Source organism: [Actinomadura] parvosata subsp. kistnae, from assembly GCF_900323885.1.
In the GTDB taxonomy this organism is placed as follows: Bacteria; Actinomycetota; Actinomycetes; order Streptosporangiales; family Streptosporangiaceae; genus Nonomuraea; species Nonomuraea composti.
Window position 1 is genome coordinate 1,391,034 of the sequence record NZ_OOHJ01000022.1, and the last position, 24,561, is coordinate 1,415,594.

The following is a 24,561-nucleotide window of genomic DNA, read 5'->3' on the forward strand; positions in this document are numbered from 1 at the left end:
CCTCCACCGGCCCATCATCCATTCGTTGGTACAAATCCATCTAAAGGCCGGTGAGGGGGTGAAGGCCAGTGTTGCCGGTCCGCACGGGTACGCCATACCTGCCCTGGCATGACCCCCGCGAAGCAACACGTTTACTGCGTTACGCGTTGACTCGCCAGGGGTTCACCCACACCTGCCGGAGCGACGGCGTGCCCGAGCCATCGATGCCCATCGAGCTGACCGTGCGGTGCGACGACGGATCCTTTGTCGGGAACAAGGAGGGTGGCGCCCCCGTCACGCATCGCTTTGATGACCCGGTCGGTGCAGCTCATCGCATCGCCGCACGTCGCCGGCGACCGGAGCCTTCGCGCTCCCCCATCGACTCCGTGTGCGAGTCAACGGCCTAGGACTCCATCCCTCGCCGGAGTCCTGGCGCCGTCGCACGCGGGGCAGGAAGCGCGTCCTGGCGGGTCCCCCACGCCCGCCAGGACGCGCTCTCCTCCGAGGACCGGCCTCGCGCCTCCATCGCTCCCGATGGGGGCTTTTTCTTTGCCTGCCGGCGGATCCCGCGACCTGCCGGTCACGTCCGCCCTCGTCTGCGTACCGCTCACGTCTGCCGCCAAGTCCGCGCCGTCCATCCCGACAACGCCTTCTGCCACACATCATCGACCCTCGGAGGCCGGCCTGGGGGCTGCTTCGTGATGGTGGGACTGGTGGGATTTTCCGGTACCAATCCAATTCCGGGCCCAAGGTCAACGAACGGGAGAATTTTCACCGGACCGGATGGCGATGCGGCTTTCCGGCGCCCAATCCAGAACCGTCAGCTCCTCGTCCACCTGCGTGAACGTGCCGCGCACCCGCTCCCCCGCCTCCGGCTGACGCTCCGCCCGCCAGTTTCCATACACCAGAGCCCCCGGTACGGCCGTCAAACGAACCATTACCACTAGGTATGGATCGCGATGCCCCGGAACGAACGGTTGACGGCTGACGATCCAGCTCTCAACCGTCCCCTCGGGGACCGTCTCGCGCCAGTGCCAGCCCTCTTGGCGGCAGGCGGCACAGAACGCCCGCGGAGGGAAGCGAAGAGTGCCGCAGGCGTCACATTCCTGTACCGCGAACTCGTGCCGGGCGAGCCGATCCCACCAGGCACGGGAGTCACGGTCCGGCTCGGGACGGTAGCCGGGCATCACGCCCTCCTCAGGATCAGGGCGGAGGTGGCGGGCAGGACGTAGCCGGGCTGCGCCGTGGACAGCGCCACCTCGGCGCCCGGCACCTGGCGGTCCCCGGCCTCGCCCCTGAGCTGGGAGACCGCCTCCGCGATGTGGTTGACGCCGTGGACGTAGCCCTCCGACAGGAAGCCGCCGTGCGTGTTGACGGGCAGCGCGCCGTCCAGGGCGGTGGCGCCCGAGGCCACGTACGGGCCGCCCTCACCCTTCGGGCAGAACCCGTAGTCCTCCAGCTGCACGATCACCGAGTAGGTGAAGCAGTCGTACAGCTCGGCCACGTCGATGTCGGCCGGCCCGACCCCGGCCTGCGCGTACAGGCGGGGCGCCAGGGCGGCGGCGGCCGTCACCGTGGGGTCGTCGCACGACAGGTGGGAGGTGCCGCCGCCCCAGGCCGCGGCCGAGACGAGCACCGGGTGGCGGCGCAGCGAGCGGGCCCGCTCGGCCGTGGTGACGACGACGGCGCAGGCCCCGTCGGTCTCCAGGCAGCAGTCCAGGAGGCGGAAGGGCTCGGCGATCCAGCGGCTGGCCAGGTAGTCGTCGAGGGTGATGGGGGTGCGCATGAGGGCGCGCGGGTTCTTGGCGGCGTTGGCGCGCTGGGTGACGGCCAGGGCGCCGAAGTGCTCGGCCGTGGTGCCGTAGCGGAGCATGTGGGCGCGGGCGTACATGGCGAACTGCTGGGGCGGCGCCACGTACCCGTACGGGGCCTGGTACTGCACCTCGGGGCTCGCGGGCAGGCCGCGGCCGGTGCCGCCCATGCGGAACTCCGAGCGCGCGTTGATGGCGCGGTAGCAGACGACGACCTCGGCCAGGCCCGCCGCGACGGCGAGCGCGGCCTGGCCGACGACGGCGTGGGAGACGCTGCCGCCGCCGAACTGGTCGAGGTGCCAGGACAGATCGCTCAGGCCCAGGGCGGGGCCGACGAGGGTGGGCGGGGCCGAGTCGCCGACGCGGTGGGTGGCCAGGCCGTCCACCTCGTCGGGGGTCAGGCCGGCGTCCTCCAGCGCGGCGAGCACGGCGCGGCAGGCCAGGGTCAGGGTGCTGACGCCGGAGTCCTTGGAGAAGGGCGTGTAGCCGACGCCGGCGATGGCGGTCCGGTCGGTGAATTCAAGCAAGCGCTTGGGCACATGCGTCACGGTAGGCAGGCTCTTTCCGGCCTGTCAACGCAGGTCCGGGAGTGCGACTTGACACCTTTTCCGCGTTCCCCCTACCGTCCAAGCAAGCGCTTGGTAAGATGGGCTCATTCGGCGGATCGAGGAGGCGGACCATGAGCACACACGCTGCCCGGCTGATCGCGCCGGACGGCTGCCGCAGCCTTCCGACGCCCCATCAGCGCAGCAGGATTCGCAACGGAGCCACCATGCCGACGGGGCACTCGCAGCACAGCCAGAACGGCCAGCTCGACAGCCGCCGTTTCCGGCAGGTGCTCGGCCGGTTCGCGACCGGCGTGGTGGCGATCACGGCCGTCGACCCCATGGACGGGCAGCCGTGCGGCCTGGCCGCCAACTCCTTCACCTCCGTCTCGCTCGACCCGCCCCTCATCGCGTTCTGCGTGGCCTACACCAGCACGAGCTGGCCCAGGCTGCGCGGCGCCAAGGCCATGACCGTGAACGTGCTGGCCGAGCACCAGCAGGCCGTGTGCGCGCAACTGGCGACCAAGGGCGGCGACAAGTTCGCCGGCCTCGCCTGGACGGTCTCCCCCGGCGGCAACCCCGTGCTCGAAGGCGCGCTGGCCTGGCTCGACTGCGCCGTCGAGGCCGAGCACCCGGCGGGCGACCACCTGATCGTGGTGGCCCGGGTGCTGCAGCTCGACACGTACGCCGAAGGCGGGCCGCTGGTGTTCTTCCGCGGCGGCTACGGAGGCTTTGTTGAGCCTTCGTGAGGAGGCGCGGGCCTGGCTGGAGGAGAGTCTGAGCGGCGAGTTCGCCGGGGCCAGGGGGCTGGGCGGGCCGGGGCGCGAGCACGAGGCGTACGAGCTGCGCCGGGCGTGGGAGCGCCACCTCGGCGCGCACGGCTGGACCTGCCTGGGCTGGCCGCGCCGCTACGGCGGCCGCGCCGCCTCCATCGGCGACCAGGTCGCCTTCCACGAGGAGTACGCCAGGGCCGGCGCCCCCGCCCGCCTCGGCCTCATCGGCGAAGGACTCATCGGCCCGACCATCCTCGACTTCGGCACCGCCGAGCAGAAGGACCGCTTCCTGCCGCCCATCCAGCGTGGCGACGAGCTGTGGTGCCAGGGCTACTCCGAGCCGGAGGCCGGCTCCGACCTGGCCGGCGTCCGCACCAGGGCCCGGCTCGAAGGCGGCGAATGGGTGATCACCGGCCAGAAGGTGTGGACGTCGCTGGCGCAGTGGGCCGACTGGTGCTTCGCCCTGTGCCGCACCGAGGAGGGCTCGCAGCGGCACCGCGGCCTGTCGTACCTGCTCGTGCCCATGCGGCAGCCGGGCGTCGAGGTCCGCCCGATCGTGCAGCTCACCGGGACCTCCGAGTTCAACGAGGTGTTCTTCGACGGCGCCCGCACGGCGGCCGGCAACATCCTCGGCGCGCCCGGCGACGGGTGGCGGGTCGCCATGGCCACGCTCGGGTACGAGCGCGGCGTGTCCACGCTCGGGCAGCAGATCGGATTCAGGCGGGAGCTGGCCGAGGTGATCGCGGCCGCGCGGCGCACGGGCGCGATCGACGACCCGGTGCTGCGCGACCGGCTCGTACGGTCGTGGCTGGAACTGGAGATCATGCGGCTGAACGCGCTGCGCGTGCTGCGCCCCGACCCCGGCCCCGAGGCGTCGATCACCAAGCTGTACTGGTCGGAGTGGCACCGCAGGCTGGGCGAGCTGGCGCAGGCCGTGCAGGGCCGGGCCGGGCTGGTCGCGGGCGACGACGGCACGCTCGGCGAGCTGCAGCGGCTCTACCTGTTCAGCCGGGCCGACACCATCTACGCCGGCTCCAGCGAGATCCAGCGCACCGTCATCGCCGAACGCACCCTCGGTCTCCCCCGCTGATCGGGCCCACTGAACGGAGCCGCCGATGTCACCGCCGTACCCGAAGGCCCACGGGCTGCTCGACGGAAAGGTCACGCTGGTCACGGCCGCCGCCGGGGCGGGCATCGGCTACGCCACGGCCAGGCGGTGCGCCGAGGAGGGCGCCACGGTCGTGCTCTCCGACCGGCACGAGCGCCGCCTGGCCGCCGCCGCGGAGTCGCTGGCCGAGCTCACCGGCGTCAAGCCGCTCGCCGTCCCGTGCGACGTGACCGCGCAGGCGCAGGTGGCCGAGCTGTTCGAGGCGGTCGTGCGGGCGCACGGCCGGCTGGACGTGCTGGTCAACAACGCCGGCCTCGGCGGTACGGCGGAGCTGGCCGGCATGACGGACGAGCAGTGGCACGCCGTCGTCGACGTCACCCTGACCGGCACCATGCGCTGCACCAGGGCGGCGCTGGGGCACATGATCCCGCAGGGCGGCGGCGCCATCGTCAACAACGCCTCCGTGGTCGGCTGGCGGGCCCAGCGGGGCCAGGCGCACTACGCGGCGGCCAAGGCCGGCGTGATGGCGCTGACCAGGTGCGTGGCGATGGAGGCGGCCGAGCACGGGATCCGGGTGAACGCGGTGGCGCCGTCGCTGGCCGTGCATCCGTTCCTGGCGAAGGTGACCAGCGAGGAGCTGCTGGCGGAGCTGGCGGCCAAGGAGGCGTTCGGGCGGTCGGCGGAGCCGTGGGAGGTGGCGAACGTGATCGTCTTCCTGGCCAGCGACTACGCGTCGTACATGACCGGGGAAGTGGTGTCGGTTTCCTCGCAGCACCCCTGACGATATCTTGCGAGACAAGATATCGTGGGCGCATGAATATGACGGAGCCCATGGTCCTGGCGCTGACCGCGCTGGTGGACGAGCCGCGGCACGGCTACGGGATCGTCCAGGAGGTCGATCGGCTGTCCGAAGGGCGCGTCCAGCTCAAGATCGGCACGCTCTACGGGGTGCTCGACCGGCTCTCCGGCGCCGGGCTGGTCGCGCTCGACCGCGAGGAGGCGCAGCAGGGGCGGCTGCGGCGCTACTACCGGCTCACCGACGAGGGCGCCCGCGCGCTCCAGGAGGAGGCCGCCAGGATGGCGGCCACCGCCGCCACCGCCACCGCCCGCCTGCGCACGAGGACGGCCGGAGGCGCCGCGTGAACCACCACGAAGGCATGGGGCTGCTGGAGCGGCGTTACCGGGCGATCCTGCGGCTGCTGCCCGCCTCCTACCGCGCCGAGCGCGAGGAGGAGATGGTGGCCGCGTTCATGGAGATGTCCGGCGAGGTCCCCGACGAGGTGAACCCGCGGCCCCGCTGGGGTGAGATCGCGAGCGTGCTCGCGCTGTCGACGCGGGTGCGGCTGGGCGGGGCCGGCGCCACTCCCGGGCAGGTCGCCCGGGGAGAGGCGGTGCGGCTGGTCGCGCTGCTGGGCATGGGCACGCTGGCCGCCTTCGCGACGGCCGGGCTGATCCGCGTCGCCGGGTACGGGGCCGAGCTGTCCGTGGCGGGGGCGCCGGAGTCGGCCGAGCGGCTGAGCTTCATCGGCGACCTGGCGGCATCCGTCCTGTCGATCCTCGCGTTCGTCACGATCATGCGCGGTCACGTGCGGGCGGCGAAGGCGGCGGCGCTGCTCGGGCTCGTGCCCACGCTGGGCTACGCGGTCCTGCCGCTCGTGCTGGACGGCACGGACCGCTTCGCGCCGCTTCAGGACGTGGCGAACCTGGCGTTCGTGCTGCTGCCGCCGCTCGCGCTGCTGATCGGCTTCCACGGCGGCGTCGCGCCCCGGCGGCGGCCGTGGGCGCTCGCCCTGGCGCCGGTGGCGGCGGGCGCGGCGCTGACGGGGGTGACGATGTTGCTGATCGCGGCGGACGCGACCGAGCCGCTGTGGTACTTCCTGTGGCTCGACCACGGCGCGGCGGTCCCCGTGTGGGCGGCGGCCTCGGTGGTCGTGCTGGCCCGCCGCCGTTCACCGTCGTGGGCGCTGGCGCTGTCGGCCACCGGGCTGGTCCTGCTGGCGACCCGGCTGCCCCTGCTGGACACCCTGCCCGACGCGCTGTGGCCCACGGTCGCCGTCCAGTGCGCGCTGCTGGGCACGCTCGCGGTGGCGACGGGCGGCGCCGGGGTACGGGCGATTTCCCAGGGGCCCACGCCCGCGCCAGTGCGACCCTGACTCGGCCCGGTCAGGGAAAGATCGGGGTAGGCGGCAAGGGGATCGGCGACCTAGTGTCCGGAGCATGGGCACACGCTCCTCCTTCCTGCTCGATGTCCTGATGACGGAGTTCGGCGAGTCGATCAAGCGAGACCCCGCGGCGTTCCGGCGGAAGTTCCGGAAGATGGCGACCTCGCCGTTCGCCTTCTACCGGGGCAGCGCCTGCCTGTTCTACGCGGACATGGCCGGCGCCTTCGCCGACGGTTCCTACCTCGACGGCCCCACCAGCCGGGTCTGGATCCACGGCGACCTGCACGCGGAGAACTTCGGCACGTACATGAACGCCTCCGGCGAGCTGGTCTTCAACGTCAACGACTTCGACGAGGCGTACGTGGGCCCGTACGTCTGGGACCTCAAACGGTTCGCCGCCAGCGTGGCCCTGCTCGGCTACGCCAAGGCGCTGTCGGACGACTCGATCAGCATGCTCGTGACCGACTTCGCCGGGGCGTACCTGGTCGAGCTGTCCGCGATCGCGGCCGGCGGGGACGACGCGATCGGCTCGCTCACCCTCGCCACCACCAGCGGGACGCTGCACCGCGTGCTGCAGCGCGCCCGGCTCAGCACGCGCGTGGCGCTCCTGGACGTGGAGACCGTGATCGAGGACTACGACCGGCGCTTCTCGCTCCTGGAAGGGCGCGAGCCGGTGGACGAGCCGACCAGGCAGGCCGTGCTGGAGGCGTTCGCGGACTACCTGACCACGCTGCCGGTGCCGGGCAGCCCCGTCGAGCACGTGGTCAAGGACGTGGCGCTGCGCAAGGGCGTGGGCATCGGGTCGGCGGGGCTGCCGTCGTACAACCTCCTGCTCGAAGGGCGCTCGCAGGCGCTGGAGAACGACGTGATCCTCTACATGAAGCAGGCGGCGGTGCCGGCGGTGGCGCGGCACGTCACCGACGAGAGGGTGGCCTCCTATTTCCGGCACCAGGGGCACCGCACGGCGGAGTCGCAGCGGGCGCTGCAGGCCTACGCCGATCCCTGGCTGGGGTACACGACGCTGGGCGGGGTGGGGCAGCTCGTGGCGGAGGTGTCGCCGTACTCGGCGGACCTGGACTGGGACGACGTCAACGAGCCGGACGAGCTGCGCTCGATCGTGCAGGACCTGGGGCGGGCGGTGGCCCGCATGCACTCGGTGGCCGACGACGACTCCAGCCACGACCTCGTGGACTTCTCGACGGAAGAGGCCATTGTGGGCGTGATCGGGGACGACCGGGCCGGGTTCGTGGGGATGCTGGTGGACTTCGCCCACCGGTACGGGGCGCAGGCCCGCGACGATCACCAGCGGTTCGTGGACCTGTTCCGCAACGGGCGGCTGCCGGGGGTGTGACCCGCGACTGGCGACCGACCGGTCGGTATGGCATTCTCCCAGAACATGACTCTGTTCTCAGTGGAAGGCAAGACCGTCGTCGTCACGGGCGGGTCGCGCGGCATCGGGCGCATGATCGCCGCCGGGTTCATGGAGGCGGGCGCGAGCGTCTACATCTCCGCCCGCAAGACGGCCGAGGTCGAGAAGACGGCCGCCGAGCTGGGCTGCGTCGCCGTGCCCGCCGACCTGTCCACCCCCGAGGGGGTGGAGCGGCTCGTGTCGGCGGTGGACGGGCCCCTGCACGTGCTGGTGAACAACGCCGGCGCGACCTGGGGCGCCCCCTTGGAGGAGTATCCGGAGCACGCCTTCGACAAGCTCTGGAACATCAACGTCAAGGGCGTCTTCTCCCTGACGCAGAGGTTCCTGCCGCGGCTCAGGCAGGCGGCCAGCGCCGACGACCCGGCCCGGGTGATCAACGTGGGGTCGATCGACGGCATCAAGGTGCCGGCCCTGGAGAGCTACGCGTACTCCTCGACGAAGTCCGCCGTGCACATGCTGACCAGGCACCTGGCCCGGCGCCTGGCCAAGGAGCACATCACGGTCAACGCCATCGCCCCCGGGCCCTTCGACTCGAAGATGATGGCGTTCGCGCTCGACGACCCCGCCACCCGCGAGGTCATCGCCTCCAACGTGCCCCTGGGCCGCATCGGCCGGCCGGAGGACATGGCGGGCGCCGCGATCTACCTGTCGTCGCGGGCGGGGGCGTACCTGACGGGCACGGTCATCCCCGTGGACGGCGGGATCTCCTGCTGACGCCCCTGGTCAGAGCAGCTCGCGCAGCGCCGTCGCGAAGCGGGCCGGCGCCTGCGGGTCGTAGGTCAGGAAGAGGTACGGCTCGGTCAGCTCCAGCTCGATGACCGCGGGCGCGCCGCCGGGCAGCCGGACCAGGTCGATCCTGGCGTAGAGAAGGTCATGGGGTATGGCGGTGAGCACCTTCTCGGCTAGTTCGACCTGGTCCGGGGCTGGGGTGCGGAGCTGGGCCCGCGGGTTGTCGGCCGCCGTCGCCCCGGCGGCCAGCATGGCACTGCGGCGGACGGCGTGGCTGAAGCGGCCGTTGAAGTACAGCAGCGACGTCTCGCCCTCCGCCTCCACCATGTCGAGGTACGGCTGCACCATCGGCGTGCGCCCCGCGGCCTCCAGCTCCTTCGCCAGGCGGGCGGCCTCGGCGCGGTCGGTGGTGCGGGTGGTGTCGCGGGCGCCGCCGGAGACGGACGGCTTGACGACGTACTCGGGCCAGTCGGGCAGGCCCTGCGACGACCAGTGGGTGGGCACGGTCGGCACGCCCAGGTCGCGCAGGTAGGTCTTGTCGGTGTTGGACTCGAGGACCGCGTACGGGTTCAGCAGTTTCGTGACGGACGCCACGCGGCGCGCCCAGGCGAGGAACTCCTCGCGCCTGAGGATGTAGTCCCAGACGGAGCGGACCACCACGGCGTCGTACGCGCTCCAGTCGGCCGACGGGTCGTCCCAGCGCTCGACCCGCCCTTCGATGCCCGCCTCCCGCCAGGCAGCCGGCACCAGGTCGCGTTCGTCGTCCAGCTCGAAATCCGCATATGTCACATAGGCGCAGATAGTCACCCAGCGATCCTAATGTGGCGCGAGCCGGGCCATTTCGGACCCGGCCCGCACCCGTTACGGACGCGGGCAGCCGGCCCCCATCAGCCGGCCGCGCTCAGCGGCCCAGATCTCAGCGGCCCAGATCTCAGCGGGCCGGATCTCAGCGGGCCGGATCTAGTCGTGGACGTCGTCGACGACCGAGTCGCTGCCGTTGGTGGCCGTCACGGTGTTGCCGTTGACGTTGTTGACCCCGGTCGCGCCGGCGCCGTTGACGTTGGCGTTGACGACGTTGCCGAAGTTGTTGCCCGACTGCGAGGAGTCGCGGTTGGAGCTGGAGTTGCCGGCGTTGGTGTCGGCGTACGCGGGGGCCGACAGCAGGGCCACCCCCGCCGCGGCGGCGGCGACGATGCCGGTCATGCTGAGCTTCTTCATGTCGATGTCCTTTCCGAATGCTGTGCTCGGACGTCAGCCGGTCAGTCGAAGACGTACGTCACCGCGATGCCGCCGTTGGCGGCGGTCGTGGCGAAGCCGTTGACGTTGTTGACGTTGGTCGAGTGACCCGCGCCGTGGTTGGTGGCGAGGACGTCACCGAAGGTGTTGCCCGACTGGGACGAGTCGGCGTTGGCACTCCGGTTGGCGGACCAGGTGTCACCGGTCAGGGGACCGGCCCAGTCGTCGTCAGCGTGAGCGGGAACCGCGAGTAGTGCGCCACCGGCCACCGCCGCCAGCACGGCCGAGACGGCGCACACCTTTCTGATCACTTCTGCTCCTTCGCCTGTGGGGAGGCCCTCCGGAGCGGCGCGCGCCGGGCCCAGCGCACCACCCCTCCCTTGGACCTTCCTTGACCCCAAGGGGATCAAGGACAGTGCGAGCATATAACTTGACGTGATCGATTGGTAGCGGAGAGTGTCGGAATATTGTTCGGATGTGACGCTGACACGGGATGTCAGTGACCGGGCCCTACCGTCGGCCGCATGATCTACGAGCTACGGCGTTACACGCTGCTGCCCGGGCGGCGCGACACCCTGATCTCCTTGTTCGAGCGGGAGTTCATCGAGGCGCAGGAGGCCACGGGCATGCGCGTCCCGGGCAGCTTTCGCGAGGTCGAGGAGCGGGACAAGTTCACCTGGCTGCGCGCCTTCCCCGACATGACCTCCAGGAAGGCGTCACTGGAGGCCTTCTACGGCGGGCCCGTGTGGCAGGCGCACCGCGACGCGGCCAACGCCACGATGGCCGACTCCGACGACGTTCTCCTGCTGCGTCCGGCCGGCCCGGAGCCCGCTCCGCGGGACCGTCCGCCGATCGGCGCACCCCTTCCATCGTCACTCTACGTAGTCACCGTCCATCACGTGGACGGAGACGACTTCGCCGAGCTCTTCCGCCGGGAAGCCCTGCCCGTGCTGGAGGGGGCCGGGGTGGCGCCGGTTCTCCTCCTGGAGACCGAGCCCGCGGAGAACACCTTCCCGCGACTGCCGGTGAGGAGTGATGCGCGGGTGTTCGTCTGGCTCGCCCGGTTCGAGACGCCGGAGGAGGAGCGGGAGGTTGACCTGCCCATGCTGGAGCCGCGTTTCACGGCGCCACCCGAGCGGCTGCGGCTGCGCCCGACCGCCCGCTCGGCCATGCGCTGACCTGGGCGCCAGGCCGGGCCCCCTCCGCCGCTGTGCACGCGGGCCTCGGCAGCTCAGACGAGGTGCCGCCAGGCCGGGATCTCGCCGCCGCCGTCCACGCGGACCTCGGCGCCGGTCACGTAGCCGGGCGCGGCCAGCCACAGGCACGCCTGCGCCACGTCGGCGGGCGTGGCCATGCGGCCGGCGGGGATGGCCCGGCCGTCCAGGTCGGAGCGGCCGCCGTAGTGGCCGGCGGCGTCCTCGGTGGCGGCCAGGCCCACGACGACCGTGTTGACCCGCACCCGGGGCGCCCACTCCGCCGCCAGGCAGCGGGCCAGGTGGTGCAGCCCGGCCTTGGCGGCGCCGTACGCGGAGGTGCCCGGCGAGGGCCGGGCGCCGCTGGCGCTGCCGATCATCACGACGGCCCCGCCGGAGTCGGCGAGCAGCGGGTACGCGCGCTGCGCCACCAACAGCGGGGCCGTGAGGTTGAGCTCGATGACGCGGGCGTGCAGGCGCGGCGAGGTGCCGTCCACCGGGGCCGGCGGCGAGCCGCCCGCGTTGTTGACCACCACGTCGAGCCGCCCGAACCCGCCGATCAGCCGGTCCACCTGCTCGGGGTCGCGCACGTCGGCCTGCACGAACCGGTGCGCGGCCCGCTCGGGCCGGCCGCGCGCGCAGACGGTGACCTCGGCGCCGGCCGCCTCGAAGGCGGCCGCGATGCCCGCGCCGATGCCTCTCGTGCCCCCCGTCACCAGGACGGACCTGCCCGTGTAGTCGTAAGTCACGGTCACGGGTGCTACCGTACCAAGCAAGCGTTAGGGAGGTACATTGGGGATCTCGCTGCGGGAAGGCCCGATCGCCGAAGTGATCGTGGACGTGCCACCGGTGAACGCCCTGCCGGTGCGCGGCTGGGAGGAGCTGGCCCGGGCCGTGCGCACGGCCGGGGACGACCCCGCGACCAGGGTGGTCGTGCTGCGGGCCGAAGGGCGCGGCTTCAACGCCGGGGTGGACATCAAGGAGATGCGGGACAGCGAGGGCTTCACCGCCCTCGTCGGCGCCAACCGGGCGTGCTACGCGGCCTTCGCCGCCGTGTACGCGTGCACCGTCCCCGTGATCGCCGCCGTGCACGGCTTCTGCCTGGGCGGCGGCGTCGGCCTGGCGGGCAACGCCGACATCGTGGTGGCCGCCGAGGAGGCGTACTTCGGGCTGCCCGAGGTGGACCGGGGCGCCCTGGGCGCGGCCACGCACCTGGCCCGGCTGGTGCCGCAGCACCTCCTGCGGGCCATGGTCTACACGTGCAGGAACGTCACCGCCGCCGAGCTGCACGCGTTCGGCTCGGTGCTGGAGGTGGTGCCGCGCGACAAGCTGCGCGAGACGGCCGTCCAGGTGGCCGAGCAGATCGCGGCCAAGGACCCGTACGTGATCCGCCGCGCCAAGGAGTCGCTCAACGGCATCGACCCGATCGACGTCAACCGCAGCTACCGCTTCGAGCAGGGCTTCACCTTCGAGCTGAACCTCATGGGCATCGGCGACCGGCACCGGGAGCGCTTCACATGAGCCCCGGAATGAGCCCCGGAATGAGCCCCAGAGTGAGCAAAGTGATGACCGCCGAGCAGGTCGCCGCCTCCGTGGAGAGCGGGATGACGGTCGGGATCGGCGGCTGGGGCTCGCGCCGCAAGCCGATGGCCCTGGTCGAAGCGCTCGTCCGGGCTCCCGCCCGCGACCTGACGATCGTCTCGTACGGCGGGCCCGACGTCGGCCTGCTCTGCGCGGCCGGGAAGGTGCGCCGGGTCGTGGCGCCGTTCGTCACGCTCGACACCATCCCCCTGGAGCCCCACTTCCGGCGGGCCAGGCAGGCGGGCGAGATCGCGTTCACCGAGTACGACGAGGGCATGTTCATGTTCGGGCTGCTGGCCGCCGCGCACCGGCTGCCGTTCCTGCCGACGCGGGCCGGGCTGGGCTCGGACGTGCTGCGGGTCAACCCGGAGCTGCGGACGGTGCGCTCGCCGTACGGGGACGGGGAGGAGCTGGTCGCGGTGCCCGCGCTGACCATGGACGTGGCGCTGGTGCACCTCAACCGGGCCGACGCCCGGGGCAACGCCCAGTACCTGGGGCCTGACCCGTACTTCGACGACCTCTACGCGAAGGCGGCCGGGCGGTGTTACGTCTCGTGCGAGCGGCTGGTGGACCCGGCCGACCTGCTCAAGGAGGGGCCCGTGCAGTCGTTGCTGATCAGCCGGTCGATGGTGGCCGGCGTGGTGGAGGCGCCGGGCGGGGCGGGGTTCACCTCGTGCGAGCCCGACTACGGGCGCGACGAGGCGGCCCAGCGGCGCTACGTGGAGGACGCCCGTGAGCAGGGCTGACGTGTGCGTGGTGGCGTGCGCGGAGGCGTTCAGGGGCGACGGGGAGATCCTGGCGGCCGGGATCGGCGGGGCGATCACGGTGCTGGCGGCGCGGCTGGCCCGGCTGACGTTCGAGCCCGATCTGATCACGCACGACGGCGTGTGCCTGCTCACCGGCGACGTGCCCGCGCTCGGGCAGGCGCCGGAGGTGGTGGAGGGGTGGCTGCCGTTCCGGGAGCACCTGTGGCTGGTGCTGAACGGGCGGCGGCACGTCATGCTGGGCGCGAGCCAGATCGACCGGCACGGCAACACGAACATCTCCTGCATCGGCGACTGGGCGCGGCCGAAGGCGCAGCTCCTGGGGGTGCGCGGCGCGCCGGGGAACACCCGGTGCGATCCGACGAGCTACTGGATCCCCCGGCACTCCCGGCGCACGTTCGTGCCGGAGGTGGACATGGTGAGCGGGCTCGGCACCGATCGGGGGGCGTTCGAGCTGCGGCGGGTGGTGACGGACCTGGCGGTGCTGGACTTCGCCTCGCCCGACGGGGGGATGCGGCTGGTGTCGGTGCATCCCGGGGTGAGCGTGGACGACGTGGTGGCGGCCACCGGCTTCGAGCTGCACGGCGTCTCCGGACAGGTCGCCCGGACACGGGAGCCGACCGGCGAGGAGCTGGCCGTCCTCGACCGCCTCGACCCCGGCCGCCTGCGCGAGCGCGAGGTGGCGGCATGAGGACCGCGCTGACCGCGCTCGTCGGCTGCCGCCACCCGATCGTCCAGACCGGCATGGGGTACGTCGCCGGCGCCCGGCTCGCGGCGGCCACCTCCCGCGCCGGCGGGCTCGGCGTGATCGGCGCGGCCACCATGTCCGTGGCCGAGATGCGGGCCGCCATCCGACGGGTGAAGGAGCGCACCGACGCCCCGTTCGGCGTGAACCTGCGCGCCGACGCCGACGACGCGGCCGAGCGGGTGGAGGTGCTGGTCGCCGAGGGCGTGCGGGTGGCCTCGTTCGCGATGGCGCCCCGCAGGGAGCTGATCGCCCGGCTCAAGGACGCGGGCGTCGTCGTGATGCCGTCGGTCGGGGCGCGGCGGCACGCGGAGAAGGTGGCCGGGTGGGGCGCGGACGCGGTGATCGTGCAGGGCGGCGAGGGCGGCGGGCACACCGGGCCCGTGGCCACCACGCTGCTGCTGCCGCAGGTCGTGGACGCCGTGGACATCCCCGTGGTCGCGGCGGGCGGGTTCTTCGACGGGCGGGGGCTGGTGGCGGCGCTGGCGTACGGGGCCTGCGGGATCGCCATGGGCACCCGCTTCCTGCTGACCAGCGACTCCCCCGTGCCCGACGAGGTGAAGAAGTTCTACCTGGCGGCGCGCGAGACGGTGGTGACCAGGAACGTGGACGGGGTGCCGCACCGGGTGCTGAGCACGCCGTTCGTGGCCTCGCTCGAACGCGCCCGCCTGGTCAGGGCCGTGGTGAACGGGGCGCGGTTCAAGCGGCTGTCGGGCCTGTCGTGGCGCTCGATGCTGCGCGAGGGCCGGCGGATGCGGCAGGCGCGCGGGCTGACCTGGGCGCAGGTGCTCCAGGCGGCGAACACGCCGGTGCTGCTGCGGGCGGCCATGGTGGAGGGGCGGGTGGACCTGGGCGTGATGGCCTCGGGTCAGGTGGTGGGCGTGCTCGACGACCTGCCGTCCTGCCAGGAGCTGATCGAACGGATCATGTCGGAGGCCGGAGCGGCGCTGACCCGGCTCAGCGTCACCGGCCCCTGACTCGCCTGGGCGGCGTCACAGGACCGCGATGCCGCTCACAGGACCGTGATGCCGCGGGCGGCGAGGATGGCGTTGGCCTGTGCCTGGTTGATGACCGCGCCCGCGAACGCGCGCAGCTTGGCGTCGTCGGGCTCCCCCAGGTCGGCCCCGCGCAGGTCGGCCTTGGTGAACTTCGTGCCGAGCAGCCGGGTGCCGCGCAGCCGGCAGTCGCTCAGCGTGGCCTCGGTGAAGTCGCAGCCCGACAGGTCGGCGTCGTCGAAGCGCACGCCCTCGATGTGCTCCTTGCGCAGCGTGCAGCCGCCGAGGTTGGCCAGCGTCAGGTTGGAGCGGCTCAGCTTGAAGCCGGTGCCGCGCGACCCGGTGAGCGCCGCCCCGATCATGCGGCAGCCGGTGAACGAGACGTCGGTCAGCAGCGCGCCCGCGAACTGCGCCGAGGACAGGTCGACGTCGGTGAAGGCGGCGTCGATGAGGTCGGCGTCGTTGAACCTGGTGCGCATCCCGCCGCCGCCGGCGAACACGGCGCCGTCGAGGTCGGCCTTGCGGAAGTCGGTCTGGTCGAGCACGCAGCCTTCGAAGCGGGCCCCCGCCAGCGAGGCGCCCCACAGGTCGGTCTCGGTCAGGTCGCACTCGCGGAACACGTGCGTCTCCCCCGGCGGCAGCCGGTCGCCGAGCGCCTTGCGGGACAGGTCCTCGCCCTCGAAGTTCACGCGCTAGAGCCTACCGGTCAGCACCTCGGCGGCCGCCCGGCCGCAGACCTCGGCCGAGCCGTGCGTGGCGACGTGCACGGCGCCCAGGTCGGAGCGGGCGGGCAGGCCCATCTCCACCACGACGGTGTCGGGGCGGGCGCTGAGCAGGTGCTCCAGGGCCGCGGTCTGCCAGGCGTAGCGGTGCACGTCCCTGACGACCACGACGAGCGGGCGGCCGGCGGCCAGGCCGATGAGGCGCTCCAGCTCCGGCCCCGTGGCCTGGCCCGCCTCCAGGCGGGTGACGTCGGTGCCGGGCAGCAGGCGGGCGAGCGGCGCGCCGACGCCCCACGGGGTGTTCCTGTCGATGGCCAGGTTCATGAGGGGCGCCAGCTCCACCACGTACGGCGCGCCGGTGAGCGGCAGGACGGGCGCGGTGGAGCGGCGGGTGACGCGGATGGCCCGGCGGGCCGCCTCCAGGCCGGCGCGGCCGTCGGCGGGTGCCGGGCTGCCCGAGGAGGCGGCCCACGCGGCCAGCTCGCGGACCCTTCGAGCGGCGTCGGCCAGGCGCTCCTCGGGCAGCAGTCCTTCGGTCACCGCCGCCGCGATCGCGTCGCGGATCCCGGCGGCGGTGGCCTCGTCGGCGTGCTCGCCGCCGACGCAGATGGCGTCGGCGCCGGCGGCGATGGCGCGGGCGGAGGCACCCCCGATCCCGTACGCCCCCGACACCGCGGCCATCTCGATGCCGTCCGTGATGATCAGCCCGTCGAACCCCAGCTCCTCCCGCAGCAGCCCGGTCAGCACCTTGGGGCTGAGCGTGGCGGGCCGCTCGGCGTCGTACGACGGCACGAGGAGGTGCCCGGTCATGACGACCTTGACCCCCTCGTCGATCGCCTCGCGGAAGGGGTGCAGCGCGTCGTCGATGCCGCTCTCGGCGACGACGGGCACGCCGTGGTGGGAGTCCACGGCGGTGTCGCCGTGCCCGGGGAAGTGCTTGGCGCCGGCGGCCACCCCGGCCGACTGGAGGCCGCGGACGAACGCCCGTACGTGCCGGGCGACGAGCGCCGGGTCGGCGCCGAACGCGCGCAGGCCGATGACGGGGTTGTCCGGGTTGGAGTTGACGTCGGCGGAGGGGGCGAAGTCGATCGAGATGCCGGCCCTGGCCAGGTCGCTGCCGAGGCCCCTGGCCAGCGACTCGGTGAGTGCCACGTCGTCCACGACGCCCAGCGCGTACGCGCCGGGCCGGCTGCTGCCGGTCGCCACCTCCAGCCGGGTCACCTCGCCGGACTCCTCGTCGATCCCGACCAGCACCGACGGGTTCTCGGCGCGCAGCGCGGCGGTGAGCTCGGCCACCTGGCCGGGGCCGGCGATGTTGCGCGTGAACAGCACGACGCCGGCCAGCCCGTCGCCGAGCCGGCGGCGCAGCCAGTCGGGCGGGGTGTGGCCGGTGAAGCCGGGAAAGATCACGGCGTCGGCGAGGCGAAGCAGGTCACCGCTCAGGGGCATGACCCGAAATCTAATAGGAAAGTTTCCTATTTGCTAGAGGCATTTTCTGATGTCAGCCCGCTCCCTTTGGTCACGAACTCTCCCACCGTACGCACCGGAGCCCCTGCGCGGTCCACGAAGTCCACCCCTCGGAACGCCACCCGCAACTCCTCCAGGCTCGCCGTGCACGACAGGTAACCGCGCCGGTCGTCGAAGAAGCGCAGGTGCGGATTGGCCGCCAGCACGGCGGGCCCGTCCGTCTCCGGAGGCCGGCTGGTGATCGCGCTGCCCACGAACTCGACGCCCACCGTGGCCGAGCCGGGATCCAGGAAGTCCGCCTTCAGCTCCCCCGCCCAGGCGTTGTGCACGTCCCCGCTGAAGACGACCAGCCCCGGCGCGTGCACCCCCAGGATGCGCGCCCGCTGCGCCGGATGGCCGTCCCAGGAGTCGGCGCGCAGGTTCGGGGCGGGCCCCGGCACGAAACGGCGGGCGAAGAACAGCGGCTGCACCAGCACCCGCCACCGCACGGGGCTGGTGACCAGGCGCGACAGCAGCCACTGCTCCTGCGCGGCCCCGAGCATGGTAACGGCGTCGCGGTGCTGGCGCGCGTCCAGCACCAGGAAGTCCGCGACCGTCCCGTACGTACGCCTGCGATACATCTGCAGGTTCCCGTCCTCGGGCCGCACCCTGATCGGCTGGTTCTCGTAGTACGCCTGGTACGCCGCGCCCCTGCGGCGCAGGAACGCCGCCGACCCGTCCCCCCGGCCCCGGTAGTTGTCGAGCACCTCGTGGTCGTCCCACGTCGGCACCCACGGCGCGGCGGCGTGCGCGGCCTGGAGGTCCGGGTCGGTCTTGTAGCGGGCGTAGCGCTGGCGGTACTCGTGCAGCCGGCTCGCCTCACCCGGCAGCGGCCCGAGCGCGCGCACCACCGTGGCCGACTGGCGCGACTCGTAGATGTAGTCCCCCACGTGCAGGACGACGTCGGGCCGCTCGTCCGCCAGATGCCGGTAGGCGGTGTAGAAGCCGTGCTCGTAACGCTGGCAGTTGGCCACCGCGAACCGCACGGGCCGCGTCGAGGCCGGGTCGTCAGCCGTCCTGGTGCGCCCCACCGCGCTCTGCCGGCCGCCGGCCTTGAACCGGTAGAAGTAGTCGGTGCCCGCCTTCAGCCCGGCGACCCTGACGTGCACGCTGTGCGCCCAGACCGGCAGCGCCTGGGCGGTGCCGTGACGCAGGCCCTGCGTGAACCGCTCGTCCTCGGCGAGCTGCCAGCTCACCTCCACGGACCTGGGGGCCATGCCGCCCGGCCGCCGGGGGTCGGCGCCGAGCGGGTCGACTGCTAATCGCGTCCAGAGCACCACGCCGTCGGGCAGGGGCTCGCCGGAGGCGACGCCGAGGGTGAACGGGTTCGCCATACCTTCATGGTGCGGGAGCCAGGCGCTCGATGATGGTGACGTTCGCCTGTCCTCCGCCCTCGCACATGGTCTGCAGGCCGTACCTGCCGCCGGTGCGCTCCAGCTCGTGCAGCAGCTTGACGGCCAGCACGGCGCCGGTCGCGCCGAGCGGGTGGCCGAGGGCGATGGCGCCGCCGTTCGGGTTGACCCTGGCCGGGTCCGCGCCCGTCTCCTTGATCCAGGCCAGCACCACCGGGGCGAACGCCTCGTTGATCTCGATGGCGTCGAAGTCCCCGATGGACAGGCCGGTCATGCCGAGCGCGTGCACGGTCGCGGGGATCGGGGCCGAGAGCATCATGATCGGGTCGTCGCCGCGTACCGACAGGTGGTGCACGCGGGCGCGCGGAGTCAGGCCGTGCTCGCGGACGGCCCGCGGCGAGGCGATGAGCAGGGCGGCGGCGCCGTCGGAGATCTGGGAGGCCAGGGCGGCGGTCAGCGTGCCGCCGTCGGTGAGCGGCTTGAGCGCGGCCATCCGGGCGCGCGTGGTGTCCCTGCGCGGGCCCTCGTCGGTGGTGACGCCCTCGTACGGGGCGATCTCGCGGCGGAAGTGCCCGGCGTCGATGGCGTGCAGCGCCCTGCGGTGCGACTCGTACGCGTACGCCTCCATCTCCTCGCGCGAGATGCCCCACCGGGCGGCGATCATCTCGGCGCCGGTGAACTGGGAGACCTCCCGCGTGCCGTACCGCTCGGTCCAGCCCTTGGAGCCCGAGAAGGGGCTGTCGTGGCCGAGCGGGCGGCCCGCGAGCATCGCCGCGGAGATGGGGATCATGCTCATGTTCTGCACGCCCCCGGCCACGACCAGGTCGTTCGTGCCCGACAGCACGGCCTGCGCGGCGAAGTGCAGCGCCTGCTGCGAGGAGCCGCACTGGCGGTCGATGGTCACGCCGGGCACCTCCTCCGGCAGCCCGGCGGCCAGCCAGCACGTACGGGCGACGTCCCCCGCCTGCGGGCCGATCGTGTCCACGCAGCCGAAGATCACGTCCTCGACGGCGGAGGGGTCGGCGTCGGCCCGGAACATCAGCTCCTTGAGCACGTGCGCGCCGAGGTCGGCGGGGTGGGCTCCGGCCAGGCCGCCGTTCCTGCGCCCGATGGGGGTGCGGACGGCGCCGACGATGTACGCCTCGCTCATCCTCGCATCGTAGCAAGCGCTTGGTCTACGCAGGAACGCCGCATGAGCTGGGCCGGTTAGGCGAACAAGCGATTGTCTCAGGGCCCATAATGGGAACGTGACCACGCGAAAGAACTCCGGCACGACCACCACCCCGGCGAAGCGCCAGCGTACGACCTCGTCGGGGTCGGCGTCCGAGCGCCGTGACCACCTCGTCAAGCTCGCCGCGGAGCTCTTCGCGCGCAAGGGCTTCCAAGCCACGACAGTACGCGAGATCGCCGACGAGGCAGGAATCCTCTCCGGAAGTCTCTACCACCACTTCGACTCCAAGGAGACGATCGTCGACGAGGTGCTGTCCACCTTCCTCGACGACCTCATCGCGCGCTACCGCGCCGCCCTCGACTCGGGTTCCAACGCCCGCGAGGTGCTGTCGGAGATGGTCCGCATCGGCTTCGGCACGCTCGAGCCGCACCGCGCCGCGATCACCGTCATGCAGAACGACTGGAACTACCTGCGCCAGTTCGAGCGCTTCAACTACCTCGTCAAGGCCGAAGACGAGGTCGAGCAGATCTGGGTGTCGCAGATCAAGGCCGGCCAGGCCGCCGGGCTGTTCAGGTCCGACGTCGACCCCAAGCTCACCTACCGGATGATCCGCGACACCATCTGGGTGGCCGTGCGCTGGTTCCGCCCCGGCGGCCGGCTCAACACCACGGCGCTGGCCGAGCACTACATCACGGTGCTCTTCGACGGCCTCGCGACAGGCGAGCGCACCACCCAAAAGGGATGAGCCTCGGCAAGGCGGTGCGCCTGGCACTGCAGGACGCGGCCGAGCCCGGCAAGGCCGAGGCGATGCGGGCCTACATGAAGTCGTCGATGCCGTTCCTGGGCGTGCAGGCCGTGCCCAGGCGGGCGGCGCTGCGGCGGGTCTTCGCCGAGCACCGGCTCGACAGCGCCCCCGAGTGGCGGCGCGCCGTCCTGACGCTCTGGCGGGAGGCCGAATACCGCGAGGAGCGCTACGCCGCCATCGAGCTGTCCGGCTACCACCTCTACCGCGAGTACCAGACCCTCTACACGGTCCCCATGTACGAGGAGATGATCGTCTCCGGCGCCTGGTGGGACCTCGTCGACGAGCTGGCCACCCACCGCGTCGGCGGGCTGCTGGCCGCCTACCCCGACTCGATGCGCCCGCTCATGCTGGAGTGGGCGCACGACGCCGACCTGTGGAAGCGGCGCACCGCCATCCTGTGCCAGAACCGGTTCAAGTCCCGCACCGACACGGCGCTGCTGTACGCGTGCATCGAGCCGAGCCTGTCCGACAACGACTTCTTCGCCCGCAAGGCCATCGGGTGGGCCTTACGCGAATACGCCAAGGTCAACCCGGGCGAGGTGATCCGCTACGTCAAGGCGAAGGGCATCTCGGGGCTCAGCCGGCGCGAGGCTCTGAAGAACCTGCCGGTCACCTGAGCCGTCGCCCGGCCGCTACCTGAGCCGTCGCCCGGCCGCTACCTGAGCCATCGCCTGGGCTGCCGTGCAGGCCGTCACCTGGTCCACAGGGCGTCCTGGACGGCCTGCACCAGGGCCATCAGCTCCGGGGTGACCCGCTCCCTCGACCACGCCAGCGCGTACGTGATCCGCAGGTCCCCCGCCTCCAGCGGCACGAACCGCACGTCGTCCCGGCGCACGGTCCTGACCAGGAGCTGCGGGATGGGCAGCAGGCCCGCGCCCGCCGCCACCAGGTCGAGCGCGGCGGCGAAGTCGTCGTCGGCCACCAGCCGGGAGCGGCCCGGCAGCCCCGGCCACGGCCGGGTGCCCGGCGTGAGCAGCACGTGGCCGCCCAGCTCGTCCGCCGTCACCTTGGGCCGCGACTCCAGCCGGTGCCCGGCGGGCACCGCCAGATGGTCGACCGTGACGTGGAACCTGGCCGCCGTGACGAACGGCGCCGGCGCCGGCGTGGCCAGGATCGCCGCCGACACCTCGCCGTCCGCGAGCGCCCGCGCCGCCGCGCTCCGCCCGGCCGCGCGCAGCTCCACCCCGATCGCCGGCGAGCGCCCCGCCAGCCGCCGCACGATCCGCGCCGCCAGCGTCCCCACGAGCGGTGGATAAGCCAGGTGAATGGTCGGCCGGGCCAGCCGCGCCGCCTCCACCTCGAACGCCCGCACCGACTCGATCACCTGCTCCGCGTACGCGAGCAGCGCCTTGCCCTCCGCCGTGAGCCGCACCTCGCGGGCCGAACGCTCGAACATCCTGGACCCCGTGGCGCGTTCGAGACGGGTGATGGCCTGGCTCATCGCGGGCTGGGACATCCCCAGGTCGGCGGCGGCGGCCGAGAAGCTGAGCCGTTCCGCGACCTTCGTGAAGCAGTGGATCTCCCTGAGCATAAGCAGCACCAATCCATGGTGCACGACCCGGCGGGCAGTCGGCACGATCGAGCGACCTGATCCAGATCGAGGGAGCTGAAGAGATGTCCACCTTTCCCCCGTCCACCGTGCTGGGCTACCCGCGCATCGGGCCCCGGCGGGAGCTGAAGCGGGCGCTGGAGTCGTACTGGAGCGGGCGCTCCACCCGCGCCGACCTCGACCGGGCCGGCGCCGAGCTGCGGGAGCGGACCTGGCGCCGGCTGGCCGAGCTCGGGCTGCACGGGCTGCCGTCGAACACGTTCTCCCTGTACGACCAGGTGCTCGACACGGCCGTGCTGCTCGGCGCCGTGCCCGAACGCTACCGGGACGCCGCCGACCCCTACTTCGCGATGGCCAGGGGCACCGAAGGGCTCGCGCCGCTGCGGATGACGAAGTGGTTCGACACGAACTACCACTACATCGTGCCCGAGATCGAGCCCGGCACCGTGTTCAAGCTCGACGCGAGCAAGGTGCTGGGCGAGGTGCGGGAGGCGCGGGCGCTGGGCTTCGAGACGCGGCCGGTGATCGTGGGGCCGGTGACGTTCCTGCTGCTCGGGTCGGCGCTGGAGCGCCTTGAGGACGTGCTCGGCTGCTACGAGGAGCTGCTCGTCGCGCTGGCCGCCGAGGGGGTCGCCTGGGTGCAGCTCGACGAGCCCGCCCTCGTCGGCGACCGGGCCCCGGAGGAGCTGGCCGCGGTCCGCACCGCCTACGAGCGGCTGGGGCCGTCCCGTCGCGGCCCGGCCTGTTCGTGGCCTCCTACTTCGGCGAGCTCGGGGAGTCGCTGCCCGTCCTGGCCGGCACGCCGGTCGAGGCCATCGGCCTCGACCTCGTACGCGGCGGCCTGCCCGCCGCCGACCTCACCGGGAAGATCGTGGTCGCGGGCGTCGTGTCGGGACGCGACGTGTGGCGGACCTCCCCCGGGCGGGCTTTGAGCCTGCTGGGTGCACTTCAAGCTGCGCAGGTCGTGGTCAGTACGTCGTGCTCGCTGCTGCACGTGCCCTACACCCTGGCCGACGAGCCGGAGCTGGAGGCGGGGCTGCGGGGGCGGCTGGCGTTCGCGGAGGAGAAGGTGGCCGAGGTCGTCGCCCTGGCCGAGGCTCATGCCCGCGGCGCGGCCCCCGGCACGCCGGCCGGGACGTCCGCAGATGGCCCCGTGTCCGGCGCGCTGCTCTGGGACGACGACGAACCGTCCGTGGAGCTGTCCTGGGACGACGAGCCGTCCGTGGCCCTACTACCGGAGCCGGGGCCGGCGTCGGCCGAGGCCGTGAAGCCCGCTGGGGAGCGTTCCCCGTACCCCGTGCGGGCCGCCGCTCAGGCCGAGCACCTGCGGTTGCCCCCGCTGCCGACCACCACGATCGGCTCGTTCCCGCAGACCGGCGAGCTGCGCGCGGCCCGCGCCGCGGTGGCCGCAGGCACGCTGTCGCAGGCGGACTACGAGCGGCGGGTCGAGACCGAGATCGAGCGGGTGATCCGGCTCCAGGAACGGCTCGGGCTCGACGTGCTCGTCCACGGGGAGCCCGAGCGCAACGACATGGTGCAGTACTTCGCCGAGCACCTCGACGGGTTCGCCGTCACCAGGAACGGCTGGGTGCAGTCGTACGGATCGCGCTGCACCCGGCCGCCGATCCTGCACGGCGACGTGAGCCGTCCCGAGCCGATCACCGTCCGGTGGGCCCGCTACGCCCAGTCGCTCACGTCCCAGCCGGTCAAGGGCATGCTCACCGGGCCCGTCACCATCGTCGCCTGGTCGTTCGTCCGCGACGACCTGCCGCTGCGGGACGTCGTGTTCCAGGTCGCCGACGCCATCAGGCAGGAGGTGCGGGACCTGGAGGCGGCCGGGGTGTCGATCATCCAGGTGGACGAGCCCGCCCTGCGCGAGCTGCTCCCCCTGCGCCGCGCCGACCAGGCCGCCTACCTGGAGTGGGCGGTGGCCGCGTACCGGCGGGCCACGTCCGGAGCCGGCGACCGGACGCAGATCCACACGCACCTGTGCTACTCGGACGCCGACCAGATCCTCGCCGCCATCGACGGCCTCGACGCCGACGTCACCACCATCGAATCCGCCCGCTCGGGGCCCGCATCCTGGGCGCGGTGTCGACGTTCGGACGCGGCCTCGGGCCCGGCGTCTACGACATCCACTCGCCCCGGGTGCCGTCCGCCGAGGAAGTGGAGTCGCTGCTGCGCCGGACCCTTGCGGCGTTGCCGGTGGAGCGGGTGTGGGTGAACCCGGACTGCGGGCTGAAGACGCGCACGTACGAGGAGGTCGAGGCGTCACTGGCGAACGTGGTCACCGCCACCCGCCACCTCCGCACCACACTCGGCGCCTGACCACCTCTCCCTCCGGGTGCCCGCCACACACCGGGCACCCGGCCCGCCTCCCACCATCGCCCGAGAGCCGGAGCCACG

Annotated in this window: 25 protein-coding genes and 1 pseudogene; 15 read left to right on the forward strand and 11 right to left on the reverse strand. The window is 72.7% G+C overall.

From position 1 onward, the window contains the following. Positions 1 to 731: 731 nt before the first annotated feature. Complete coding sequence (locus KIS93_RS49010; protein WP_080042122.1) at positions 732 to 1,166, reverse strand: Zn-ribbon domain-containing OB-fold protein; 435 nt, start codon at positions 1,164 to 1,166, stop codon at positions 732 to 734. Further along, positions 1,166 to 2,329 carry a thiolase C-terminal domain-containing protein gene (locus KIS93_RS49015; protein ID WP_230465515.1) on the reverse strand — a complete coding sequence of 388 codons (1,164 nt, stop codon included), beginning with the start codon at positions 2,327 to 2,329 and terminating at the stop codon, positions 1,166 to 1,168. The genes KIS93_RS49010 and KIS93_RS49015 overlap by 1 nt, the downstream gene beginning before the upstream one ends. Before the next feature lie 140 nt (positions 2,330 to 2,469). Between KIS93_RS49015 and KIS93_RS49020 the strand changes: the two genes are divergently transcribed. The 7 genes from KIS93_RS49020 to KIS93_RS49050 all read left to right on the forward strand — a co-directional run bounded on the left by KIS93_RS49020 (position 2,470) and on the right by KIS93_RS49050 (position 8,521). Then, complete coding sequence (locus KIS93_RS49020; protein WP_186404862.1) at positions 2,470 to 3,084, forward strand: flavin reductase family protein; 615 nt, start codon at positions 2,470 to 2,472, stop codon at positions 3,082 to 3,084. Next, entirely contained in the window at positions 3,071 to 4,198 is a 1,128-nt protein-coding gene (locus KIS93_RS49025) for an acyl-CoA dehydrogenase family protein (protein ID WP_080042124.1), read from the forward strand. The genes KIS93_RS49020 and KIS93_RS49025 overlap by 14 nt, the downstream gene beginning before the upstream one ends. Before the next feature lie 25 nt (positions 4,199 to 4,223). Then, on the forward strand, positions 4,224 to 4,997 hold the full coding sequence (locus KIS93_RS49030) for an SDR family oxidoreductase (protein ID WP_080042125.1): 774 nt from the start codon (positions 4,224 to 4,226) through the stop codon (positions 4,995 to 4,997). 32 nt (positions 4,998 to 5,029) lie between these two features. Next, entirely contained in the window at positions 5,030 to 5,359 is a 330-nt protein-coding gene (locus tag KIS93_RS49035; protein ID WP_329607623.1) for a PadR family transcriptional regulator, read from the forward strand. After that, a complete protein-coding gene (locus KIS93_RS49040; RefSeq protein WP_080042127.1) occupies positions 5,356 to 6,369 on the forward strand; it encodes a hypothetical protein in 1,014 nt (337 codons plus the stop codon). The genes KIS93_RS49035 and KIS93_RS49040 overlap by 4 nt, the downstream gene beginning before the upstream one ends. A gap of 64 nt (positions 6,370 to 6,433) precedes the next feature. Next, the gene (locus KIS93_RS49045; RefSeq protein WP_080042128.1) at positions 6,434 to 7,729 is read left to right on the forward strand and encodes a DUF2252 domain-containing protein; all 1,296 of its coding nucleotides are present in this window, start codon (positions 6,434 to 6,436) and stop codon (positions 7,727 to 7,729) included. A 45-nt stretch (positions 7,730 to 7,774) separates the two neighbouring features. Then, positions 7,775 to 8,521 carry an SDR family oxidoreductase gene (locus KIS93_RS49050; protein WP_080047156.1) on the forward strand — a complete coding sequence of 249 codons (747 nt, stop codon included), beginning with the start codon at positions 7,775 to 7,777 and terminating at the stop codon, positions 8,519 to 8,521. 9 nt (positions 8,522 to 8,530) lie between these two features. Here KIS93_RS49050 and KIS93_RS49055 read toward each other — a convergent pair whose 3' ends face one another. From KIS93_RS49055 to KIS93_RS49065, 3 genes are all read right to left on the reverse strand, one after another. Further along, positions 8,531 to 9,325 (reverse strand): ATP-grasp domain-containing protein, encoded by a 795-nt coding sequence (locus KIS93_RS49055; protein WP_230465516.1) that lies wholly within the window; start codon positions 9,323 to 9,325, stop codon positions 8,531 to 8,533. A gap of 171 nt (positions 9,326 to 9,496) precedes the next feature. Beyond that, entirely contained in the window at positions 9,497 to 9,754 is a 258-nt protein-coding gene (locus KIS93_RS49060) for a hypothetical protein (protein ID WP_080042130.1), read from the reverse strand. A 41-nt stretch (positions 9,755 to 9,795) separates the two neighbouring features. Further along, complete coding sequence (locus KIS93_RS49065) at positions 9,796 to 10,083, reverse strand: hypothetical protein (protein ID WP_080042131.1); 288 nt, start codon at positions 10,081 to 10,083, stop codon at positions 9,796 to 9,798. Between the two features lie 213 nt (positions 10,084 to 10,296). Between KIS93_RS49065 and KIS93_RS49070 the strand changes: the two genes are divergently transcribed. Beyond that, positions 10,297 to 10,950 carry an NIPSNAP family protein gene (locus tag KIS93_RS49070; protein WP_080042132.1) on the forward strand — a complete coding sequence of 218 codons (654 nt, stop codon included), beginning with the start codon at positions 10,297 to 10,299 and terminating at the stop codon, positions 10,948 to 10,950. 53 nt (positions 10,951 to 11,003) lie between these two features. Here KIS93_RS49070 and KIS93_RS49075 read toward each other — a convergent pair whose 3' ends face one another. Continuing rightward, a complete protein-coding gene (locus KIS93_RS49075; protein WP_080042133.1) occupies positions 11,004 to 11,720 on the reverse strand; it encodes an SDR family oxidoreductase in 717 nt (238 codons plus the stop codon). Positions 11,721 to 11,757: 37 nt separating this feature from the next. Here KIS93_RS49075 and KIS93_RS49080 point away from each other — a divergent pair, with 37 nt between their 5' ends. Genes KIS93_RS49080 through KIS93_RS49095 form a run of 4 tightly spaced genes read left to right on the forward strand, consistent with a single transcriptional unit; the run spans position 11,758 to position 15,032 of the window. Further along, on the forward strand, positions 11,758 to 12,486 hold the full coding sequence (locus tag KIS93_RS49080; protein WP_080042134.1) for an enoyl-CoA hydratase family protein: 729 nt from the start codon (positions 11,758 to 11,760) through the stop codon (positions 12,484 to 12,486). A gap of 44 nt (positions 12,487 to 12,530) precedes the next feature. Beyond that, positions 12,531 to 13,292: a CoA transferase subunit A gene (locus KIS93_RS49085; RefSeq protein ID WP_206068224.1), complete on the forward strand. Its 762-nt coding sequence runs from the start codon at positions 12,531 to 12,533 to the stop codon at positions 13,290 to 13,292. Next, positions 13,279 to 14,001, forward strand: a complete 723-nt coding sequence (locus tag KIS93_RS49090) for a CoA-transferase subunit beta (RefSeq protein WP_080042136.1) — start codon at positions 13,279 to 13,281, stop codon at positions 13,999 to 14,001. The genes KIS93_RS49085 and KIS93_RS49090 overlap by 14 nt, the downstream gene beginning before the upstream one ends. Further along, on the forward strand, positions 13,998 to 15,032 hold the full coding sequence (locus tag KIS93_RS49095; RefSeq protein WP_080042137.1) for an NAD(P)H-dependent flavin oxidoreductase: 1,035 nt from the start codon (positions 13,998 to 14,000) through the stop codon (positions 15,030 to 15,032). The genes KIS93_RS49090 and KIS93_RS49095 overlap by 4 nt, the downstream gene beginning before the upstream one ends. 35 nt (positions 15,033 to 15,067) lie before the next feature. Here the strand turns inward: KIS93_RS49095 and KIS93_RS49100 are convergent, their stop codons facing one another. Genes KIS93_RS49100 through KIS93_RS49115 form a run of 4 tightly spaced genes read right to left on the reverse strand, consistent with a single transcriptional unit; the run spans position 15,068 to position 19,780 of the window. Continuing rightward, positions 15,068 to 15,739: a pentapeptide repeat-containing protein gene (locus tag KIS93_RS49100; protein WP_080042138.1), complete on the reverse strand. Its 672-nt coding sequence runs from the start codon at positions 15,737 to 15,739 to the stop codon at positions 15,068 to 15,070. A 3-nt stretch (positions 15,740 to 15,742) separates the two neighbouring features. After that, entirely contained in the window at positions 15,743 to 17,221 is a 1,479-nt protein-coding gene (locus KIS93_RS49105) for a glycoside hydrolase family 3 protein (RefSeq protein WP_080042139.1), read from the reverse strand. A 26-nt stretch (positions 17,222 to 17,247) separates the two neighbouring features. Next, positions 17,248 to 18,612 (reverse strand): alkaline phosphatase D family protein, encoded by a 1,365-nt coding sequence (locus KIS93_RS49110; protein ID WP_080042140.1) that lies wholly within the window; start codon positions 18,610 to 18,612, stop codon positions 17,248 to 17,250. 4 nt (positions 18,613 to 18,616) lie between these two features. After that, a complete protein-coding gene (locus KIS93_RS49115) occupies positions 18,617 to 19,780 on the reverse strand; it encodes an acetyl-CoA C-acetyltransferase (protein WP_080042141.1) in 1,164 nt (387 codons plus the stop codon). A 97-nt stretch (positions 19,781 to 19,877) separates the two neighbouring features. Between KIS93_RS49115 and KIS93_RS49120 the strand changes: the two genes are divergently transcribed. Together KIS93_RS49120 and KIS93_RS49125 are read left to right on the forward strand one after the other, a co-directional pair. After that, positions 19,878 to 20,546 (forward strand): TetR/AcrR family transcriptional regulator, encoded by a 669-nt coding sequence (locus KIS93_RS49120; RefSeq protein ID WP_080042142.1) that lies wholly within the window; start codon positions 19,878 to 19,880, stop codon positions 20,544 to 20,546. Beyond that, positions 20,543 to 21,223 carry a DNA alkylation repair protein gene (locus KIS93_RS49125; protein WP_080042143.1) on the forward strand — a complete coding sequence of 227 codons (681 nt, stop codon included), beginning with the start codon at positions 20,543 to 20,545 and terminating at the stop codon, positions 21,221 to 21,223. The genes KIS93_RS49120 and KIS93_RS49125 overlap by 4 nt, the downstream gene beginning before the upstream one ends. A 74-nt stretch (positions 21,224 to 21,297) precedes the next feature. Here the strand turns inward: KIS93_RS49125 and KIS93_RS49130 are convergent, their stop codons facing one another. Continuing rightward, on the reverse strand, positions 21,298 to 22,137 hold the full coding sequence (locus KIS93_RS49130) for a LysR family transcriptional regulator (protein WP_080042144.1): 840 nt from the start codon (positions 22,135 to 22,137) through the stop codon (positions 21,298 to 21,300). 83 nt (positions 22,138 to 22,220) lie between these two features. On the opposite strand from KIS93_RS49130, the pseudogene metE reads away from it, so the two are divergent. Continuing rightward, positions 22,221 to 24,483: pseudogene (metE, locus tag KIS93_RS49135) on the forward strand (5-methyltetrahydropteroyltriglutamate--homocysteine S-methyltransferase). Positions 24,484 to 24,561: the final 78 nt, after the last annotated feature.

Bases quoted from the DNA above. Each gene is read 5' to 3' on its own strand.
- KIS93_RS49125 (WP_080042143.1), top strand. From the start codon at position 20,543: ATGAGCCTCGGCAAGGCGGTGCGCCTGGCACTGCAGGACGCGGCCGAG.
- KIS93_RS49045 (WP_080042128.1), top strand. From the start codon at position 6,434: ATGGGCACACGCTCCTCCTTCCTGCTCGATGTCCTGATGACGGAGTTC.
- KIS93_RS49070 (WP_080042132.1), top strand. From the start codon at position 10,297: ATGATCTACGAGCTACGGCGTTACACGCTGCTGCCCGGGCGGCGCGAC.
- KIS93_RS49095 (WP_080042137.1), top strand. From the start codon at position 13,998: ATGAGGACCGCGCTGACCGCGCTCGTCGGCTGCCGCCACCCGATCGTC.
- KIS93_RS49110 (WP_080042140.1), bottom strand. From the start codon at position 18,612: ATGGCGAACCCGTTCACCCTCGGCGTCGCCTCCGGCGAGCCCCTGCCC.
- KIS93_RS49130 (WP_080042144.1), bottom strand. From the start codon at position 22,137: ATGCTCAGGGAGATCCACTGCTTCACGAAGGTCGCGGAACGGCTCAGC.
- KIS93_RS49035 (WP_329607623.1), top strand. From the start codon at position 5,030: ATGAATATGACGGAGCCCATGGTCCTGGCGCTGACCGCGCTGGTGGAC.
- KIS93_RS49060 (WP_080042130.1), bottom strand. From the start codon at position 9,754: ATGAAGAAGCTCAGCATGACCGGCATCGTCGCCGCCGCCGCGGCGGGG.
- KIS93_RS49050 (WP_080047156.1), top strand. From the start codon at position 7,775: ATGACTCTGTTCTCAGTGGAAGGCAAGACCGTCGTCGTCACGGGCGGG.
- KIS93_RS49115 (WP_080042141.1), bottom strand. From the start codon at position 19,780: ATGAGCGAGGCGTACATCGTCGGCGCCGTCCGCACCCCCATCGGGCGC.
- KIS93_RS49010 (WP_080042122.1), bottom strand. From the start codon at position 1,166: ATGCCCGGCTACCGTCCCGAGCCGGACCGTGACTCCCGTGCCTGGTGG.
- KIS93_RS49030 (WP_080042125.1), top strand. From the start codon at position 4,224: ATGTCACCGCCGTACCCGAAGGCCCACGGGCTGCTCGACGGAAAGGTC.
- KIS93_RS49105 (WP_080042139.1), bottom strand. From the start codon at position 17,221: ATGCCCCTGAGCGGTGACCTGCTTCGCCTCGCCGACGCCGTGATCTTT.
- KIS93_RS49085 (WP_206068224.1), top strand. From the start codon at position 12,531: ATGACCGCCGAGCAGGTCGCCGCCTCCGTGGAGAGCGGGATGACGGTC.
- KIS93_RS49020 (WP_186404862.1), top strand. From the start codon at position 2,470: ATGAGCACACACGCTGCCCGGCTGATCGCGCCGGACGGCTGCCGCAGC.